This is a genomic window from Comamonas humi, assembly GCF_054782535.1.
The window spans coordinates 106,816-123,454 of the sequence record NZ_BAAGSH010000008.1; the positions used below are offsets into that span (position 1 = coordinate 106,816).

Annotated in this window: 17 protein-coding genes; all 17 read left to right on the forward strand. The window is 64.3% G+C overall.

Going from position 1 to position 16,639, the window contains the following annotated elements; genetic code table 11:
- Positions 1–3 precede the first annotated feature (3 nt).
- Entirely contained in the window at positions 4–1,419 is a 1,416-nt protein-coding gene (locus ACYVKR_RS10375) for an FAD-binding oxidoreductase (protein ID WP_460480805.1), read from the forward strand.
- Between the two features lie 39 nt (positions 1,420–1,458).
- Positions 1,459–2,250, forward strand: a complete 792-nt coding sequence (locus tag ACYVKR_RS10380) for a Rossmann-fold NAD(P)-binding domain-containing protein (RefSeq protein WP_460480806.1) — start codon at positions 1,459–1,461, stop codon at positions 2,248–2,250.
- Between the two features lie 2 nt (positions 2,251–2,252).
- Positions 2,253–2,861, forward strand: coding sequence for a glutathione S-transferase family protein (locus tag ACYVKR_RS10385; RefSeq protein WP_460480807.1), 609 nt, complete (start codon positions 2,253–2,255; stop codon positions 2,859–2,861).
- A gap of 151 nt (positions 2,862–3,012) precedes the next feature.
- A complete protein-coding gene (locus ACYVKR_RS10390) occupies positions 3,013–3,768 on the forward strand; it encodes an electron transfer flavoprotein subunit beta/FixA family protein (protein WP_460480809.1) in 756 nt (251 codons plus the stop codon).
- Positions 3,769–3,802: 34 nt separating this feature from the next.
- Entirely contained in the window at positions 3,803–4,735 is a 933-nt protein-coding gene (locus ACYVKR_RS10395; RefSeq protein WP_460480810.1) for an electron transfer flavoprotein subunit alpha/FixB family protein, read from the forward strand.
- 17 nt (positions 4,736–4,752) lie between these two features.
- Positions 4,753–5,667 carry a LysR family transcriptional regulator gene (locus ACYVKR_RS10400; protein ID WP_460480811.1) on the forward strand — a complete coding sequence of 305 codons (915 nt, stop codon included), beginning with the start codon at positions 4,753–4,755 and terminating at the stop codon, positions 5,665–5,667.
- A gap of 24 nt (positions 5,668–5,691) precedes the next feature.
- Positions 5,692–5,922 (forward strand): EexN family lipoprotein, encoded by a 231-nt coding sequence (locus ACYVKR_RS10405; protein ID WP_460480812.1) that lies wholly within the window; start codon positions 5,692–5,694, stop codon positions 5,920–5,922.
- 227 nt (positions 5,923–6,149) lie between these two features.
- Positions 6,150–8,156, forward strand: coding sequence for a conjugal transfer protein TraG (locus ACYVKR_RS10410; RefSeq protein WP_460480813.1), 2,007 nt, complete (start codon positions 6,150–6,152; stop codon positions 8,154–8,156).
- On the forward strand, positions 8,153–8,599 hold the full coding sequence (locus tag ACYVKR_RS10415; protein ID WP_460480814.1) for a CopG family transcriptional regulator: 447 nt from the start codon (positions 8,153–8,155) through the stop codon (positions 8,597–8,599). Before ACYVKR_RS10410 ends, ACYVKR_RS10415 begins: the two co-directional genes overlap by 4 nt.
- A complete protein-coding gene (trbB, locus tag ACYVKR_RS10420; protein ID WP_460480815.1) occupies positions 8,596–9,618 on the forward strand; it encodes a P-loop NTPase family protein in 1,023 nt (340 codons plus the stop codon). The genes ACYVKR_RS10415 and trbB overlap by 4 nt, the downstream gene beginning before the upstream one ends.
- Entirely contained in the window at positions 9,615–10,010 is a 396-nt protein-coding gene (locus tag ACYVKR_RS10425) for a TrbC/VirB2 family type IV secretion system protein (RefSeq protein WP_460480816.1), read from the forward strand. Before trbB ends, ACYVKR_RS10425 begins: the two co-directional genes overlap by 4 nt.
- The gene (locus tag ACYVKR_RS10430; RefSeq protein ID WP_460480817.1) at positions 10,007–10,291 is read left to right on the forward strand and encodes a VirB3 family type IV secretion system protein; all 285 of its coding nucleotides are present in this window, start codon (positions 10,007–10,009) and stop codon (positions 10,289–10,291) included. Before ACYVKR_RS10425 ends, ACYVKR_RS10430 begins: the two co-directional genes overlap by 4 nt.
- Positions 10,292–10,303: 12 nt before the next feature.
- Complete coding sequence (gene trbE / locus ACYVKR_RS10435) at positions 10,304–12,766, forward strand: conjugal transfer protein TrbE (protein ID WP_460480818.1); 2,463 nt, start codon at positions 10,304–10,306, stop codon at positions 12,764–12,766.
- A complete protein-coding gene (trbJ, locus tag ACYVKR_RS10440) occupies positions 12,763–13,539 on the forward strand; it encodes a TrbJ/VirB5 family protein (protein ID WP_460480819.1) in 777 nt (258 codons plus the stop codon). The genes trbE and trbJ overlap by 4 nt, the downstream gene beginning before the upstream one ends.
- Before the next feature lie 21 nt (positions 13,540–13,560).
- A complete protein-coding gene (gene trbL / locus ACYVKR_RS10445) occupies positions 13,561–14,892 on the forward strand; it encodes a P-type conjugative transfer protein TrbL (RefSeq protein ID WP_460480820.1) in 1,332 nt (443 codons plus the stop codon).
- Positions 14,893–14,934: 42 nt separating this feature from the next.
- Positions 14,935–15,639 carry a VirB8 family type IV secretion system protein gene (gene trbF, locus ACYVKR_RS10450; RefSeq protein ID WP_460480821.1) on the forward strand — a complete coding sequence of 235 codons (705 nt, stop codon included), beginning with the start codon at positions 14,935–14,937 and terminating at the stop codon, positions 15,637–15,639.
- The gene (trbG, locus tag ACYVKR_RS10455; protein WP_460480823.1) at positions 15,636–16,637 is read left to right on the forward strand and encodes a TrbG/VirB9 family P-type conjugative transfer protein; all 1,002 of its coding nucleotides are present in this window, start codon (positions 15,636–15,638) and stop codon (positions 16,635–16,637) included. Before trbF ends, trbG begins: the two co-directional genes overlap by 4 nt.
- The last annotated feature ends 2 nt before the right edge of the window (positions 16,638–16,639 follow it).

The window sequence follows — 16,639 nt, forward strand, 5'->3', positions numbered from 1 at the left end:
CACATGAGTAGCAACAATCACGATCTTATCGGCCGTCTGCGCACCGCCGTTGGCGATGCCGGCCTGGTTCTAGAGCCACAGGCTAAAGCAGCCTACGAAACGGACTGGCTGCAAAAGTGGACCGGTCTGAGTAGCGTTGTGGTGCGGCCCGCGAACACCGCAGAGACTGCGGAGGTGATGCGCATCTGCCATGAGACACGTACACCTGTTGTCATTCAGGGTGGCAACACGGGGATGAGCGGAGGCGCGACTCCAGATGCGAGCGGCGCTCAGGTCATCCTCAGCATGGTCCGCATGAACGCCATTCGGAATGTCGATCCGTTGAACAACACGATGACGGCCGAAGCGGGTGTCATCCTAGCGAACGTCCAAGCCGCGGCACAGGAGGCGAACCGGTACTTTCCGCTTAGCCTTGGTGCAGAAGGTAGCTGCACGATCGGCGGCAACCTCGCCACCAATGCAGGCGGGATAGCGGTTCTTCGCTATGGCAATGCGCGGGAGCTGGTGCTTGGTCTGGAAGTTGTCCTGCCTGACGGACGCGTCTGGAATGGCATGCGAGCTCTGCGCAAGGACAATACCGGATATGACCTGCGTGACCTCTTTGTCGGTTCGGAAGGCACCCTGGGGGTTATTACCGCTGCTGTGCTGAAGCTGCATGCACGGCCCATCGCGCGGGCAACTGCCTGGGTCGGAGCCACGAGCGTCGATGCACTCGTCCAGTTGCTGGCACGAATGCGCGAATCGTGTGGCGAGCGTCTCGTTGCCTTCGAGATGTTGTCCGAAGAGTCGCTCGATCTGATCTTGCAACATGTGACAGACGTTCGTGCGCCCCTCGCCAGTTCACATTCCTTCAATGCACTCATTGAGTTGGCAGACACCCAGGAAGAGGGGCTTGCCGATTTGCTCGAGAACAGCCTGGGCGATGCGTTGGAAGAGGAACTGATCCAGGACGTGGTCGTGAGCCAAACCCATGCCCAGACCCAAGCATTCTGGAAGATTCGAGAAGGCATTTCTCAAGCGCAAGTTCGTGCAGGGAAGGCGGTCAAGCACGATATTGCACTGCCGATCTCCGCTATCCCCGCCTTTGTTCGAAATGCTGACGTGGCCGTCCGAGAAACGCTGCCAGGCGCACAAATCATTAATTTTGGCCACCTGGGCGATGGGAATCTCCATTACAACGTGCTGTTGCCGTTGAATGCTTTGCCTGACGAATATGCGGTCGCAACTGCCAAGCTCAATCGGGTGGTGCATGACATCGTGTCGGCGGCCAATGGGAGCATTAGTGCGGAGCACGGCGTTGGTCAGTTGCGGCGCGAAGAACTGCGGCACTACAAGTCCGATGTTGAGTTCGACCTGATGCTTCGCATTAAGCGCTCCCTGGACCCCAATCACATTATGAACCCCGGCAAATTGATCTAACGATCAAGACCTCAACACTCAAAGAGTAAGGACACAACGATGGAACTAGGACTTTCTGGAAAAACTGCACTTGTGCTGGGTGCGGGCGGCGGTCTGGGCGGTGCGATTGCCCGTACCTTGGCGAGAGAGGGGGCGCATGTTGCACTTGCCGATATCGACTTGGCCGCTGCAACTAGCGTCGCCGAGCAAATTGGTAAAGAAATGCCATCCGTCCGGACCGCTGTCCTGAGTTGGGATCTCGCTGACCTCAGCGTCGTCGAAGGCAATATCGAGCGGATCGAGAAGGAACTTGGTCCGGTAGACATCCTGGTCAACAATACGGGCGGTCCGCCTCCCACTCCCGTGTCTGGTCAGAGCACCGAACTTTGGACGGCTCACTTCCAAAGCATGGTGATGTCTGTGATCGCCATCACGGATCGGGTGCTCCCGGGGATGCGCGAACGAAAGTTCGGTCGCATCATCACCAGCACCTCGTCTGGTGTCGTTGCGCCCATTCCGAATTTGGGCTTGTCCAATGCGCTGCGAATGACACTTCTCGGCTGGTCAAAGACCCTGGCTCGGGAAGTCGGTCGTGATGGCATAACTTGCAATATCGTGCTGCCCGGGCGCGTGGCGACCGCACGTATCCGCTACTTGGATGAGCAGAAAGCCAAGCGTGAAGGACGTTCCGTCGAGTCGGTGTCTAGCGAGAGCACTGCGTCCATTCCTGTTGGCCGCTATGGTGAGCCTCAAGAGTACGCTGATGTGGTTGCCTTCCTGGCGAGCAGGAATGCCGCTTACGTGACGGGGTCCGTGATTCGAGTGGACGGCGGTCTGCTGGCCAACATTTAATCATGCTGTCGCTGCGTACATCCATTGCCTCGCCCTTCGGGCGTAAGGTGCGCATTGCGGTAGAGGTTCTTGGCCTACAGGAGTTCGTGAGGCTGGACCCTGCGGACACCAGCGATGCTTCCGACAGCCTGCGGCAGCAAAACCCGCTGGGAAAGGTTCCGACGCTCGTCCTCCCCGATGGGCAGGCATTGTTCGACTCCAGAGTCATCATCGAGTACCTCGATTTGATGGATGGACGCGGCATCCTGATCCCGAGTACCGAAGATCGTATTCGCGTGCTCCGACACCAAGCCTTGGCCGACGGTCTCCTTGACGCTGCCTTGCTGCAGGTGTATGAGGCACGGTTTCGCCCCGAGTCGCATCGCCTTGCTTCCTGGCTCGATTACCAACGGGAGAAGGTGGAGCGCGCGCTCAAGGCATTCGCCAGCGACCTGCCCGTTCAGCGCTCGGCCGGCGTACACATCGGTGAAATCGGGCTCGCGGTGGCGCTGGGGTATCTGGATTTCCGCTTCCAGGGAAACTGGCGCACAGCTCACCCCGTTCTGGCGGATTGGTTGCAAGGATTTGATAGGCGTGTTCCGGCATTTGGCAGCACTGCACCACCCTCCTGAAGGTGGGTGCTCCTATATACCATTGCCCTAGGCACAGACATATATAGCTAGACACCTCCCGAGCTCGATTCTTGACGCAGGCTTACTTGCTTTGCAGCCGTAGGTCTGTACTAACTGCAAAACTGCTAATTAATTAGGTGCGAGAAATACTATGAAAATCCTGGTACCGGTGAAGCGGGTGGTGGACTACAACGTCAAGGTGCGTGTGAAGTCCGACGGCAGCGGCGTAGACATCGCCAACGTCAAGATGAGCATGAACCCCTTCGACGAAATCGCGGTGGAAGAGGCCGTGCGCCTGAAGGAAAAAGGCGTGGTCACCGAGGTGATCGCCGTCTCCTGCGGCGTGGCCCAGTGCCAGGAAACGCTGCGCACCGCCATGGCCATCGGTGCCGACCGCGGCATCCTGGTCGAGACCCCCGCTGACCTCGACCTGCAGCCGCTGGCCGTGGCCAAGCTGCTCAAGGCCCTGATCGACAAGGAACAGCCTGGCCTCGTGATCCTGGGCAAGCAGGCCATCGACGACGACTGCAACCAGACCGGCCAGATGCTGGCCGCGCTGGCCGACCTGCCGCAGGCCACCTTCGCCTCCAAGGTCGAAGTCGCCGGCGACAAGGTGAACGTCACCCGCGAAGTGGACGGCGGCCTGGAAACCCTGAGCCTCGCCACCCCCGCGGTCATCACCACCGACCTGCGCCTGAACGAGCCGCGCTACGTGACGCTGCCCAACATCATGAAGGCCAAGAAGAAGCAGCTCGACACCTTCAAGCCCGAAGAGCTGGGCGTGGACGTTGCTCCCCGCATCAAGACCCTGAAGGTCAGCGAGCCGCCCAAGCGCGGCGCCGGCGTCAAGGTGCCCGACGTGGCCACCCTCATCGACAAGCTCAAGAACGAAGCCAAGGTCATCTAAGGCTCACCACAACAACATCGAAAGGACACCAGCCATGACCGCACTCGTTATTGCAGATCACGACAACGCCAGCATCAAGAGCGCCACCCTCAACACCGTGACGGCCGCCAAGGCCTGCGGCGGTGACGTGCACGTGCTCGTCGCCGGCGAGAACGCTGCCGCTGCCGCTGCCGCCGCCGCCCAGATCGCCGGCGTCGCCAAGGTCATCCACGCCGACGGCGCGAGCCTGAAGAACGGCCTGGCCGAGAACGTCGCCGCGCAAGTGCTGGCCATCGCCGGCAACTACAGCCACATCCTGTTCCCCGCCACCGCCGGCGGCAAGAACGTGGCTCCCCGCGTGGCCGCCAAGCTCGACGTCGCCCAGATCAGCGACATCACCAAGGTCGACGGCCCCGACACCTTCGAGCGTCCCATCTACGCCGGCAACGCCATCGCCACCGTGCAATCGGGCGACGCCACCAAGGTCATCACCGTGCGCGGCACCGGCTTCGACGCCGCGGCCGCCACCGGTGGCAGCGCAGCGGTTGAAACCGTGGCCGCCGCAGCCGATTCCGGCAAGAGCAGCTTCGTGGGCTCCGAGATCGTCAAGAACGACCGTCCCGAACTGACGGCCGCCAAGATCATCGTCTCGGGCGGCCGCGCGCTGGGCAGCGAAGAGAAGTTCAAAGAAGTCATCACCCCGCTGGCCGACAAGCTGGGCGCAGCCATCGGTGCCAGCCGCGCCGCGGTGGACGCGGGCTACGCGCCGAACGACCTGCAGGTCGGCCAGACCGGCAAGATCGTGGCGCCGCAGCTGTACATCGCCTGCGGCATCTCGGGCGCCATCCAGCATCTGGCTGGCATGAAGGACTCCAAGGTGATCGTGGCGATCAACAAGGACCCCGAGGCACCGATCTTCTCGGTGGCCGACTACGGGCTGGAGGCGGACCTGTTCGCTGCCGTGCCGGAACTGGTCAAGGGCCTTTAAGTTGTAATGGATGCAGCATGGAGCTTCGGCATTTGCGCTGCTTTATGGCTGTTGCTGAAGAACTGCACTTCGGCCGTGCCGCAGAGCGGCTGCATATCGACCAATCTCCTTTATCACGCACTATCAGGGAGTTGGAGGAGGAGCTTGGAACCGCGCTCTTCACGCGGACCACGCGCAGCACCCGACTGACCCATGCGGGCAAGGCATTCCTGGAGCGGGTACCCCGCATCTTCGCGTCACTGGAGCAAGCGCGCGATGGCGTGCAATCGGCCGCCAGGGGATTTCATGGCCAACTCCGCATAGCCTTGTCGGATGGCGTCCCACCATCGCGCCTGCCCGTCTTGCTGGCGCGATGCCGTGAAGAAGAGCCGGAGATCGATATCAGGCTATTCGAGGTTTCCTTTGACCAACAGATTCAGGGCCTGCACGATGGCCTATACGACGTCGGATTCTCGATGGCGGAGGAAGTGGGCGACGGTATCGTGGCGACTCCGGCCTGGGAAGACGAACTGATGGTGGCGGTACCGGCTCGCCATACCGCGCTGGCCCATAGCCGAATCCCGTTGGAGGAGCTCCTGCGCTATCCCCTGGTGCTGGGGGATCCGGCAGTGTGCGCGGGCCACGCGCTCCAGGTCGAACGCTTTCTGCGTCGGCAGGAACAAGAGCCGATAGTTGTCCAGCGCGTGGCTACCTTCGGCGCGATGATGATTCTGGTGGCCGCCGGAATCGCTTTTGGGCTGGCCGGAGCGGCCCATATCGCATCGAGCCGGGAGCTTGGGGTTGTCGCCAGGCGCTTGCAGGGCACTCCCCCCATGCTCGTCACCTATCTGCTGCGCCGTGATGCAGAGCCATCCGAGATGTTGGCTCGCTTCATTGCCCGTGTGGCTTCTATGGATACCGACGAAAGCGATAGCCCTGCTGGTGCTTCATGACCTGTCTTTGAAAGGATGAACCTCATGAAAAGCGTTTTGCTGCTGACCATGGCCGCCTTGCTGACCGCCTGCGGCCCCGCCAAGCCCACGGAGACCGTGGATGAATTGGTGGCAAACCCCGCGCGCATCAAGGAAATCCAGCGGCTGTGCAAGGTAGATCGCGCGAAGGTCGGCGACGAACTCTGCATGCGCGCAGCCGCAGCCGCCGAGCGGCGCTTCTTCGGCGACAGGCCGGAGCAGAAGAAGACCCAGTAATCCATCTCGCCGTCGCATCGCAGCATCACCACGGCGGTTGAGTTCCCACTGTTACCTCCCTACGCCGCAGAGCGCTCGCGCCTGCGGCGTTTTTATTGTCTCTGCTGCAGCAATAAATATGGCTTTTTTCGTCTGAATCACTGCCACAACGGCCTTTGACCGGCCCGCGCACTCGCCTTGATCCTCGTGGCTGCGGCACATCCCTGTGCCGTCATGGGAGGCAATCAATGCAAGGGACGAACGTGCTGTTCGGCCAGATCGCCGTTGTGTTCGGCATCGTGATCGCCGGCGTGTGGGCAGCCACACAATGGACGGCCGCCGCCCTGGGCTATCAGCTACGCTTGGGCTTGCCGTGGTTCGATTTCATGGGCGCGCCGGTCTATCACCCATGGCGGCTATTCGAGTGGTGGTTCTTCTTCGACGCCTATGCGCCGCATGTCTTCGACATCGGCGGAGCCATCGCGGGCGGCAGCAGCCTGGTGGCCGTGATGGTTGCCATCGGCATGTCGATCTGGCGCTCGCGGCAATCCAAGCTGGTCACTACCTACGGCTCGGCACGTTGGGCGAATGCGGATGACGTTCGCCAAGTCGGACTGATCCAGTCTGCCGGTGTATTTCTTGGCCAGCTGGACGGCCAGTACCTGCGCCACGAAGGCCCGGAACATGTCCTGACCTTCGCGCCCACGCGCTCGGGCAAGGGCGTGGGCCTGGTGGTGCCGACCTTGTTGAGCTGGCCCGCGTCCGCCGTCATCCACGACATCAAAGGCGAAAACTGGCAGATCACCGCAGGCTGGCGCAGCCGTTTCAGCCACTGCCTGTTGTTCAACCCCACCGATGCGAAGTCAGCGGCCTACAACCCGCTGCTGGAGGTTCGCCGCGGCGCGCATGAAGTGCGTGACGTCCAGAACATCGCGGACATCCTGGTCGATCCCGAAGGGGCATTGGAGCGGCGCAACCACTGGGAAAAGACCTCGCACGCGCTGCTGGTCGGTGCCATCCTGCATGTGCTCTATGCGGGCGAGGACAAGACGCTGCGCGGCGTCGCCAACTTCCTCAGCGACCCGGCCTGCCCATTCGAGCTGACGCTGCACCGGATGATGACCACGCCGCACTTGGACACGGAGCCGCATCCGGTTGTGGCATCCGCAGCGCGCGAAGTCCTGAACAAGTCGGACAACGAGCGTTCCGGCGTGCTGTCCACGGCCATGTCGTTTCTCGGCCTCTACCGTGACCCCACGGTGGCCGAGGTCACCTCGCGCTGCGACTGGCGCATCGCCGACCTGATCGCGGCGGAGCATCCGGTATCGCTGTACCTGGTGGTGCCGCCGTCGGACATCAGCCGCACCAAGCCGCTGATCCGCCTGATCCTCAACCAGATCGGCCGGCGGTTGACGGAATCGCTCGATGGCAGCGACGGCATTGAGCGCCGCCACAAGTTGCTGTTGATGCTCGACGAGTTCCCGGCACTCGGGCGCCTGGACTTCTTCGAGACGGCGCTGGCCTTCATGGCGGGTTATGGCATCCGCAGCTTCCTGATCGCGCAGAGCCTGAACCAGATCGACAAGGCCTACGGCCAGAACCATTCGATTCTGGACAACTGCCATGTGCGGGTAACGTTCGCCACGAACGACGAACGCACCGCCAAGCGCATCTCCGAAACCCTGGGAACGGCTACCGAGTTGCGCGCCCAGCGCAACTATGCGGGTCACCGGCTCGCGCCGTGGCTGGGGCACCTGATGGTGTCGCGCCAGGAAACTGCGCGCCCGTTGCTGACGCCGGGCGAGGTGATGCAGCTACCGCCCGACGAGGCGGTGGTGATGGTGTCCAGCGTGGCGCCGATCAAGGCCAGGAAGCTGCGCTACTACGCGGACGCCAACTTCAAGCGGCGCGTGCTGCCGCCGCCGGTGCTCGCGGCCGGGCGCTATGCCGACGTGCCACCGGCACGCGCTGACAACTGGAGCGGACTGGCGATTCCTGCCGCGCCTGCTTCACTGGGCACGGCATCCGCCGCTGACCTGGAGAACCTGGGTGCGGCCGATGACGGCGGCCCGCGCCGCCAGCCCGAACTCTCCGAGACCGTCGCCTACGACACCGAGCCGGATCACCTCGCAACGGATCTCGCGCTGCTCGATGACGACGACACACCGCTTCCCCTTCCGCGCCAGCTCGACCCAGCCCTGCAGCGTACGGCCCGGCTGGCATCCCTTGACCCCAACGACGGAATCGACCTATGACCCAACACCGACTCAACGTGTTCATCCAGTCCGAGCATGGCAAGCGGCTGGATGAGCTGGCCGCCAAGAAAGGCGTCTCCAAGTCCAGCATCGTCGCCGCTGCCTTGGCGTCCTGGCTGTCGCCCGATACGGGCGACCAGCGCGAGGCAGCGATTGCCAAGCGGCTGGATCGCCTGTCGCGCCATGCCGAACGGCTGGAGCGCGACCAGAACATCCAGATCGAAACGTTGGCACTGTTCATCCGCTACTTCCTCACGGTGAGCACGCCGGTGCCCGAAGCACATCAGGACGCGGCGCGTGCCCAGGGCAAGGCGCGCTTCGAGCAGTTTGTTGAACAGTTGGGGCGCCATCTGCTGCGCGGGCGCAGCCTGGTGCGGGACGTGGTGGAGGAACTGCATCCAGACTCGACGCGCCAGGAGAAGGCGCAGGAGGGGGCCTTATGAATTCCGCACCGCCAGCTTCTTCCACGGCCACCTCGCTCGACCGCCGCATCCAGATGTTGCGCACTGCCATGGGGCCGCTGATCGCCGCCGCACTCGAAGACCCGGACGTGGTGGAAATCATGCTCAACCCGGATCGCACCTTGTGGATCGACCGGCTTTCATCGGGGCGCTCACCGATGGGCGTGGAGCTGTCCGAAGCGGACGGCGAACGCATCATCCGCCTTGTGGCCGCCCATGTCGGCGCCGAAGTCCATCGGGGCCAGCCGCTGTTGACGGCAGAGCTGCCGGAAACCGGCGAACGCTTCGAGGGCATCTTGCCGCCCGCTGCGCCGGGGCCGGCCTTCGCCTTGCGCAAGCGTGCCTTTGGCGTAATCCCGCTGTCGCGCTACATCGAGGACGGAATGATGACCGCCGCGCAGGCGGGCTTGCTGGTGCGCGCCGTGCGCGAGCGCCAGAACATCCTGATCGCCGGCGGCACCAGCACGGGCAAGACCACGCTCGCCAATGCGTTGCTGGCCGAGATCGCCGCCACCGGCGACCGCGTGCTGGTGCTCGAAGACACGGTGGAGCTGCAATGCGCGGCCCGCGACCATGTGCCGCTGCGCACGCGCGCAGGTGTGGTGTCGATGACCGAGCTGGTGCGCTCGTCCATGCGCCTACGGCCTGACCGCGTGGTCGTCGGCGAGGTGCGCGGCGCCGAGGCGCTGGATCTCATCAAGGTCTGGGGCACCGGCCATCCAGGCGGCATCGCCACGATCCATGCCGGCTCCGCACTGGGCGCACTGCTGCGCCTGGAGCAACTGATTCTCGAAGTGGCGGTGAATCCGCCCCGTGCGCTGATCGCGGAAGCGGTCAACGTGGTCATCCACATCGCCGGGCGTGGGCGCAAGCGCCGCATCGAGAGCATCGCCTGCGTCGTCGGCTTTGACGGCGCGGGCTACCAGTTGGAGGACGCACTGGCGCCCGAGCTTCCTCCCATCGATTTCCTTTCCCCCATCCCACCTGGAGAACTTCCATGACGCACGTTGATGCTTGCCATACTTCCGTACATCCATATTTCTCGTCTGGGCTTCATTCCAGCCCCGTGCGGCTGCATGGCGTGGCTCGACCCGCCCTGCAGGGCTTGCTGCTCGTTGCGCTGATGCTGCTGCTCGCCGGCACGGCGCAGGCCGCTGGCTCCTCAATGCCCTGGGAAGGGCCGCTGCAATCCATCCTGGAGTCGATCCAGGGGCCGGTGGCCCGGATCATCGCGGTCATCGTCATCATCGCCACGGGCTTGGCGCTGGCCTTCGGCGATACCTCGGGCGGGTTCCGCAAGCTGATCCAGATCGTCTTCGGGTTGTCGATCGCGTTTGCCGCGTCCTCGTTCTTCCTGTCGTTCTTCAGCTTCTCCGGCGGGGCCGTCGTATGAACGGTCCGCACAATGGCATGCAGGGCCTCGCCCCTGGTTTCGAGGTCCCGCTGCACCGCTCGCTGACCGAGCCGATCCTGCTGGGCGGCGCCCCGCGCACGGTAGCCATCACCAACGGCACGCTGGCTGCTGCTGTCGGGCTGGGCCTGCAACTGTGGATTCCCGGCGTCGTGCTCTGGATCGCTGGCCACGCGCTGGCGGTCTGGGGCGCGCGCGTCGATCCGCAGTTCATGCAGGTCTTCGCCCGCCACATCAAGCACCGGCAGCTGCTGGACGTATAGGGGGATGCCGCCATGCTGAACCTTGCCGAATACCGCCAGCGGCCCGCGCTGCTGGCCGACTGGCTGCCCTGGGCCGGGCTGGTGGCGCCGGGCGTCGTGCTGAACAAGGATGGCAGCTTCCAACGCACGGCGCGCTTTCGGGGGCCTGACCTCGACAGCGCCACGCAGGGCGAGTTGATTTCCACGTCGGCGCGGCTGAACAACGCGCTGCGCCGCCTGGGTTCGGGCTGGGCGCTGTTCATCGAAGCCGAGCGCCGGCTCGCCGCCAACTACCCGCACTCGGAGTTTCCTGAGCCGCTGTCGTGGCTGGTGGATGAGGAGCGCCGTGCCGCTTTCGAGGACTCTGGCAACCACTTCGAGAGCGGCTACCACCTGACACTGGTGTACCTGCCTGCGGAAGAATCGCGCGCCCGTGCCGCCGGGATGCTGTACGAGAACCGTCCGACCGAAGGCGTGGACTGGCGTGAGCGCCTGACCGCCTTCATAGCGGAAACGGATCGCATCTTTGACCTGCTCGACGGCGTGATGCCGGAGATCGCATGGCTCGACGATAGCCAGACCCTGACCTATCTGCACGCGACCATCTCCGCGCGGCGCTACCGCGTGGGCGTGCCCGAGGTGCCATTCCACCTCGACGCCCTGCTGGCCGACGCGCCGCTGATCGGCGGCCTGGCGCCGATGTTGGGCGACCAGAACCTGCGCGTGGCGACGGTGCGGGGATTTCCGACCTCAACCTGGCCGGGGATTTTGGACGATCTCAACCGCCTCGGCTTTGCGTATCGCTGGTTAACCCGGTTCCTGTGCCTCGACAAAGCCGATGCGGAACGAGAGTTGGGACGCCTGCGCCGCCAGTGGTTCGCCAAGCGCAAGAACGTCATTGCGCTGCTGCGCGAAACCATCTTCCAGCAGGAAACTCCGCTGGTCGATACCGACGCCAGCAACAAATCGACCGATGCGGATGCTGCCTTGCAGGAGCTGGGCAGCGACCAGGTGGCCTTCGGCTATGTCACCACCACGGTGACGGTGCTCGATGCCGACCCGGCGAAGGCCGACGAGAAGCTGCGCATGGTGGAGCGCGTGATTCAAGGCCGGGGTTTCGTCACCATCCCCGAGACCTTGAACGCTGTCGATGCGTGGCTGTCCTCGATTCCTGGCCACGCCTACGCCAATGTCCGCCAGCCCATCGTCTCGACGCTGAACCTGGCGCACCTGATGCCAGTATCGGCGGTATGGGCCGGCCCCGAGCGCAATGCGCACCTTGATGGCCCGCCGCTGATCGTGACGCGCACCGAAGGCGCGACGCCATTCCGGTTGGTCACGCACATCGGCGACGTGGGCCATACCTTGGTAGCCGGGCCGACCGGCATGGGCAAGTCGGTGTTGCTCGCCACCTTGGCGATGCAATTCCGGCGCTACCGCGGCTCGCGCATCTTTGCCTTCGATATGGGCCGCTCCATGCGCGCCACGATCCTCGGGCTGGGGGGCGAGCACTACGACCTCGGGACGGGCATGCAGGAGGGGGGCGATATCGCCTTCCAGCCGCTCGCCCGTATCGACCGCGAGGGCTACCGCACCTGGGCGGCCGAATGGATCGAAGGCCGGTTGCGGCATGAAGGTGTGGCCGTCGGCCCCGAAGAGAAGGCCGCCATCTGGTCGGCGCTGGGAAGCCTGGCCGGTGCACCACTGGAGCAACGCACGATGACGGGGCTGTCCGTATTGCTGCAATCGAACGCGCTGCGCCAGGCATTGGCTCCCTATGTGCTCGGCGGCGCGCACGGCAAGCTGCTGGACGCGGATTCGGATCGCCTGGGTTCCTGCTCCGTGCAGTGCTTCGAGATGGAGGAACTGATGCACAGCAAGGCTGCCGTCATGGCCGTGCTGCACTACCTCTTTGCGCGCTTCGATGAACGCTTTGACGGTGCTCCCACACTGTTGATCCTCGATGAGGCGTGGCTGTTCCTCGACGATCCGGTGTTCGCGGCGCGCATCCGCCAGTGGCTCAAGACGCTGCGCAAGAAGAACGTCTCGGTGATCTTCGCCACGCAGTCGCTCGCTGACATCAAGGATTCGAGCATCGCGCCGGCCATCATCGAAAGCTGCGCCAGCCGCATCTTCATGCCGAATCCACAGGCGACCGAGCCGCAGATCCGGACGATCTACGAGGGCTTCGGCCTCAACAGCCGGCAGATCGAGATCGTGGCCACCGCGCAGCCCAAGCGCGACTACTACTACCAGTCCCGTCTCGGCAATCGACTGTTCGACCTCGACCTGGGGCCGGCGGCGCTGGCCTTTGCGGGCGCGTCCACGCCGCAAGACCAGCGCGACATCGACGCGGTGCTCGCTGCAGCCACCAACTCCACATCGTCCGAATCCACTCCGTTCTCAGCTGCCTGGCTGCGCCACCGTGGCCTGCACTGGGCCGCCGACCTGCTGTCCTCGTTCCCATCCCCGCAACCCCAGGAGAAATCACCATGACCATCCGTACCGCATTCACTTCCCGGCTGACTGCGCTGGCCGTTGCCGGCGCCCTGGCTTTCTGCACCGCCCAGCCCGCCCATGCCCTGTTCGGCCTGGGCGGCGGAGGGGGCCGGATCGTGTTCGACCCCACCAACTATGTGCAGAACACCTTGACCGCCGTGCGCATGCTGGAGGAGATCAACAACCAGATCAAGCAGCTGCAGAACGAGGCGCAGATGCTGATCAACCAGGCCCGCAACCTGGCCAGCCTGCCGTTCAATGTGGTGAATCGCCTGCGCAGCAACCTGGCTCAGACCCAGCGGCTGATTGCCCAGGCCAAGGGCATGGCGTTCGACCTGGCGAACATGGACCAGATGTTCAAGCGCCTGTATCCCGAGCAGTACAGCGCCGCGGTCAGTGGCGACCAGATGTTCCGCGATGCCCAGGAGCGCTGGAAGAACACGCTCAATGGCCTGCAGACCACCATGCAGATGCAGGCCCAGGCCTCGCAGAACCTGAGCGACGACGAAGGTGTGCTGGCCGACCTCGTGGGCAAGAGTCAGTCCGCCGCAGGCGCGCTGCAAGCCATGCAGGCCATGAATCAGCTGCTGGCCCTGCAGGCCAAGCAGTCGATCCAGACCCAGCGCTTGCAGATCACGCAGGACCGGGCGGCGTCGCTGGAGCTGGCTCGGCAGGCAGCGGCCACGGAGCGTGGGCGCGAGGTGACGCGGCGCTTCCTGGGGACGGGTACGCCGTACACGCCGCAGACCGTCCATTTCTACGGCAACTGACAAGAAACGGAGGGTAGGGCTATGAACGACGTAGCGGTCATCGACCGCTTTCTCGACACCTTCTCGCGCTATATCGACTCGGGTTTCGGGCTGCTGCAGGGGGAGGTGGCGTTCCTCACGGCCACGCTGATCGTCATCGACATGACGCTGGCTGGACTGTTCTGGGCGTTGGGCCATGCCAGCGGCCAGGGCGAGGACGTGATCGCCAAGCTGCTGCGCAAGGTGCTGTATGTCGGGGCCTTCGCGTACATCATCGGCAACTTCAACACGCTGGCGGGGATCGTGTTCCGCTCCTTCGCGGGGCTAGGCCTGACGGCCAGTGGTTCCAGCCTGAGCATGGGCAATTTCCTGCAGCCGGGGCGGCTCGCCAAGACCGGCATCGACGCGGCGGCTCCTATCCTGGAGCAGATCCAGCAGATGGCGGGCTTCCCGGAGGTGTTCGTCAACCTCACCTCCATCGTGGTGCTGTTCCTGGCCTGGGGCATCGTCATTCTGTGCTTCTTCGTGCTGGCGGTGCAGCTCTTCGTGACGCTGATCGAGTTCAAGCTGACGACGCTGGCGGGCTTTGTGCTGGTGCCGTTCGCGCTCTGGAACAAGACGGCGTTCCTGGCGGAGAAGGTGCTGGGTAACGTGGTGTCGTCGGGCATCAAGGTATTGGTGCTGGCCGTCATCGTGGGGATCGGCACCGGGCTGTTTGCCGAATTCAGGATTCCTGCTGGGGCCGAGCCTTCTATCGACCAGGCGCTGGTCATCATGCTGGCTTCGCTGTCCATGCTGGCCCTGGGCATCTTCGGGCCAGGCATCGCTACCGGATTGGTGTCCGGTGGGCCGCAGCTTGGTGCTGGGGCGATGGCAGGGGCCACGCTCGGGGCGGCAGGCGCTGCCATTGGCGTTGGCGCAGCTGCGGACGGCGCCGGCAGCGCGGTGGCTGCTGGGGCGCGCATGACCCCAGGCGCTGCCCGCATGGCGGCCAGCGATGCGCGTTCTGCGACCTCGGCGTTTGAAGCGGGTTCGTCCGCGGCCGGCGGTGGCTTCAAGGGCGCTGCCGCCGGCGTGGGCAATGTGGCCAGGGCCGGCGCCCAAGCCGCCGGGCAGAAGGTGGCGGATGGGGCGCGATCAATGAAGGCGCGCGTGGCCGCTGCCTTCCGGCCCGACGACGCTGCATCGGTATCGGGTGCCAACGGCGCAGGCGATGCCGCAGCTTCGGCTCCATCCACCGAACAGCCCGCTTGGGCCAAGCGCCTGCACCGCAGGCAGCAGCTCACCCATGCCGCAACCACCACCGCCCACGCGCTGCGCAGTGGCGATGGAGGCAGCTCAAGCCAGGGGCCGAGCCTGCGGGACGACGGGTGAGGACTGACGGCCTTCGATTCCTGAACTCCAAGGAGAAACCCTATGCGATTCAAACGACCGCAGGTGCGCTACGCCGATACGCCGCAGCCTGCCACCCCGTACCAATCAGCGGCCCAGGTGTGGGACGAGCGTATCGGCTCGGCCCGCGTGCAGGCGAAGAACTGGCGCTTCATGGCCTTCGGCTGCCTCACCTTGGCCGTGCTGATGGCCGGCGGCCTGGTCTGGCGTTCCGCGCAGTCCATCGTCACACCCTACGTCATCGAGGTGGACAACGCGGGCCAGGTGCGCGCTGTGGGAGAGGCCGCCACGCCGTACCAACCCAGCGATGCGCAGGTGGCGTACCACCTGGGCCGCTTCATAGGCCTGGTGCGCTCGCTGTCCATCGACCCCATCGTGGTGCGGCAGAACTGGCTAGACGCCTACGACTACACGACCGACAAGGGCGCGGTCGTGCTTAACGAGTACGCCCGCACCAACGACCCGTTCTCGCACATTGGCAAGGAATCGGTGACGGTGCAGGTCAGCAGCGTGACCCGTGCCAGCGACACCTCGTTCAACGTGCGCTGGACGGAGACGCGTTTTGTGAACGGTGCGCTGGATAGCACTGAACGCTGGAACGCGGTGATTTCGACGGTGCTGCAAACCCCGCGCACCGAGCAGCGCGTGCGCAAGAACCCGCTGGGTATCTACGTCAACGGGCTGTCGTGGAGTCGCGAACTGGAAGCGAATGAAGGAGCAAAGCCATGAATGATGTTTTCCGTAAATCCGCCTTGCCGGTGATCTTGCTGGCATCAGCCGTCTTGTTGGCAGGCTGCGCTTCGCAGGGCAAGTCGCCGCCGCGGATTTCGCTCGATGAGCTGGTGCAGGCCCAGCCGCTGCCGGAGGCTCCGAAGCCGGTGGAGGTCGTGACGGTGCCACAGGTGCTGCCGATGCCGGCGCAGATGAAGCCCTTGCCTGAGACGGGCGAAGCGATGCCTGCTGCCGAACCCAAGGACGAAACGCTGCGCGTTGTCCGCGCCAATGCCGAGGCTCGCATTGCGCCCACACGCGAGGGCTACATCAATGCGATCCAGGTATGGCCCTTCACCGATGGCGCGCTGTACCAGGTCTATGCGGCCGTGGGGCGCGTGACGGTAATTGCCTTGCAGCCGGGCGAGGAACTGGTGACGGTGGCGGCTGGTGACACCGTGCGCTGGATCGTGGGCGACACGTCCAGCGGTTCCGGCGCGGACTTGCGGGTGAACGTCATGGTCAAGCCGATCCGTTCGGGCCTCAAGACCAATCTCGTCATCACCACCAGCCGGCGCACCTACCTGCTGGAGTTGACCTCGACCGAGAAGACCTGGATGGCGTCGGTGTCCTGGGAGTACCCCAAGGACAAGATGCTGGCCCTGCAGCGCCAGGCGCAGGCGGCCAGTGCCGCCGCACCGGTGGAGTCAGGGCTGTCGCTGGAGAAGATCCGCTTTCGCTATGCGGTCAGCGGCAGCAATCCGCCGTGGAAGCCGCTGCGCGCCTTTGATGACGGCGAGAAGGTCTACATCCAGTTTCCGCCGGGCATCGCCCAAGGCGAGCTGCCGCCGCTGTTCGTGATCGGCACGCAGGGCGATGGGCAGCTGGTGAACTACCGCTTCCGTTCGCCGTACTACATCGTGGATCGGCTGTTTGGTGCGGCCGAACTACGCCTCGGTGGTGGCAAGAGCGATGTGGTGCGGATCGAGCGCACCGATGGCGTGCGGAGGAATTGAAC